Annotated in this window: 3 protein-coding genes; all 3 read left to right on the top strand. The window is 72.0% G+C overall.

The annotated features are described in order from the left end of the window. Positions 1 to 166: 166 nt before the first annotated feature. On the top strand, positions 167 to 820 hold the full coding sequence (gene tsaE / locus AC5RV2_RS17215) for a tRNA (adenosine(37)-N6)-threonylcarbamoyltransferase complex ATPase subunit type 1 TsaE (RefSeq protein ID WP_494093350.1): 654 nt from the start codon (positions 167 to 169) through the stop codon (positions 818 to 820). Positions 821 to 1,000: 180 nt separating this feature from the next. Next, the gene (locus tag AC5RV2_RS17210; protein ID WP_494093349.1) at positions 1,001 to 1,438 is read left to right on the top strand and encodes a VOC family protein; all 438 of its coding nucleotides are present in this window, start codon (positions 1,001 to 1,003) and stop codon (positions 1,436 to 1,438) included. Positions 1,439 to 1,568: 130 nt separating this feature from the next. Next, positions 1,569 to 2,237 carry a tRNA (adenosine(37)-N6)-threonylcarbamoyltransferase complex dimerization subunit type 1 TsaB gene (gene tsaB / locus AC5RV2_RS17205; RefSeq protein WP_494093348.1) on the top strand — a complete coding sequence of 223 codons (669 nt, stop codon included), beginning with the start codon at positions 1,569 to 1,571 and terminating at the stop codon, positions 2,235 to 2,237. Positions 2,238 to 2,259: the final 22 nt, after the last annotated feature.

The following is a 2,259-nucleotide window of genomic DNA, read 5'->3' as shown; positions in this document are numbered from 1 at the left end:
ACCGCGTCCGCGGCCGAGCAGGCAGCGGCGGCGGCCCAGGTCCGGGCGGCGCTGGCGGCGATCGACGACCGGAACACCGACAGCGCCGGGGATCCCGGCGCCGTGCTGGCATGAAGGCGCCGCTGACATGAACAATGACGCCGACCGGACAGGGGGAGCACCTGCCATGACGCCGCAGCAACCGGCCGCGCCGGTGTGGGAGCGCGAGTTCCACGTGGGCTCGGCCGAGGAAACCCAGGCGCTCGCCGCCCGGCTGGGCAGGATCCTGCGCGCGGGCGACCTGGTGGTGCTCAGCGGCGGGTTGGGGGCGGGCAAGACCACCTTCACCCAGGGGCTGGGAGAAGGACTCGGCGTCCGTCCCGGCATCATTTCCCCCACGTTCGTGCTGGTCCGCAGCCACCCCAGCATGAACGGCGGGCCAGACCTGGTCCACGTGGATGCCTACCGGCTGCAGTCAGACGGGGAGATCGACGACATCGACCTGGAAAACACCATGGACCAGGCCGTGACCGTGGTCGAGTGGGGCCGCGGCCGGGTGGAGCACCTCTCCGAGAGCTGGCTGGACATTTCGCTGGTCCGGGCCACCGGGGCAGACCTGGCGAACCGGCCCGCCGAGGGAGCGCCGGCCGGGCCGCAGGGTGCGGCACCGGGCGCCGCGGCACCGGGCGCCGCCACCGTCCAGTCCGCCGCGGGTGGCGCCGCCGCAGCGCAGCGCAGCACCGGCGTCGTGCTCGACTTTGACGAGCCCGACGACGGCGAGCCGCGGCTGATCCGCATGGCCGCCTACGGGCCGCGCTGGGCCGCGTACATGTTTGCCTGACCCGCAGGACATTTTCCCCTCGCGCCTCTTGCGGAGGCGCCGCCGGGCCGGCAGGCACCGCCGTCTGCATCGGCGCGGGCGAATTTAGCCGGGCGGGACCCCGGGGGAGCCCGCGGTCTTCCCGGCCCCCGGGCGCAGGTCCATAATCGATGGCGTCATCAGACCACGAGGAGGCCCGCCATGGAGACCAAGCTGAACCCGTACCTGGGATTCCGCGACCAGGCCAGGGAAGCCATGACGTTCTACCAGTCGGTGTTCGGCGGCGAATTGACGCTGAACACCTTCGGCGACTTCCAGGCCAGCGACGACCCGGCGGAGACCGACAAGATCATGCACTCGCAACTGTCCACCGAGCGCGGGCTGGTGCTCATGGCCGCGGACACCCCCGCCGGCATGGAATACACCCCCGGGTCCAGCCACTCCCTCTCGCTCAGCGGCGACAACGAGGCCGAACTGCGCGGCTACTGGGAAAAGCTGATCGACGGCGCCGACGTCACGGAGCCGCTGCAAAAAGCGCCCTGGGGCGACACCTTCGGCATGTGCACGGACAGGTTCGGCATCCAATGGCTGGTCAACATCGCCGGCACCCCGCAGGAAGGCGGCACACCGCAGGCCTGAGAGCCGCCCCGCGGCGCCGCGCCGCCTTTAGCGGCCGCGGAGGAGGCATCTGACCCTGTCCCGGCCGCGGCCCGGCACCTCCTGATCGGCGCCCGAAAGGCACCCCGCGTCCCTCAAGTAAAATTGACGCGTGCTCATTCTCTCCATTGATACCTCCGCCATCGCCAGCGCCGCGTTGCTGGCCGGACAAGGAGAGACCCTGGCCGCGTTTGCCACCGAGGACACGCGCACCCACGCCGAGGTGCTGGCCCTCGGAATCAGCAAAATCATGACGACGGCGGACGTCACCGGCGCCGACATCGACGCGTTGGTGGTGGGGGTGGGCCCGGGACCGTTCACCGGCCTGCGCTCCGGCATCGCCACCGCGCGGGCGCTGGCCTTCGCCTGGGGCAAGCCGCTGCACGGGGCGATGAGCCTGGACGCCATCGCCGTGGACGCCGCACCGGACGCGTGGCGCGCCGGCGTGGACGAGTTCGTGGTGGCCACCGACGCCCGGCGCAAGGAAGTGTACTGGGCGCGCTACCGCAGTACCGGCGGCACGCACGAACTGCTCGACGGCCCGCATGTCGGCGCGCCCTCTGACGTTCCGCGCCTGCCGGCCTACGGCATGGGCGCCGGGCTGTACCCGGAGCAACTGCTGGCCGTCACCGAGTACAGCGGCACCCAGCCGACCGCCGAAGCGCTGGGCCGCACCGCCGTTGCCCGCCTGGACAAGGGGCTTGCCCTGCCGGACACCACGCCGCTGTACCTGCGCGAGTCCGATGCCAAGGTTCCCGGACCCCGGAAGCGCGCCCTGTGACCGCCCGCACGCCGCGGCCGGC

It is taken from the genome of Arthrobacter sp. Y3225116 (assembly GCF_059091245.1).
Note: the sequence above shows the minus strand (reverse complement) of the source record. Positions and strands in the feature narration are given on the sequence as shown.

Bases quoted from the DNA above. Each gene is read 5' to 3' on its own strand.
- AC5RV2_RS17210 (WP_494093349.1), top strand. From the start codon at position 1,001: ATGGAGACCAAGCTGAACCCGTACCTGGGATTCCGCGACCAGGCCAGG.
- tsaE (WP_494093350.1), top strand. From the start codon at position 167: ATGACGCCGCAGCAACCGGCCGCGCCGGTGTGGGAGCGCGAGTTCCAC.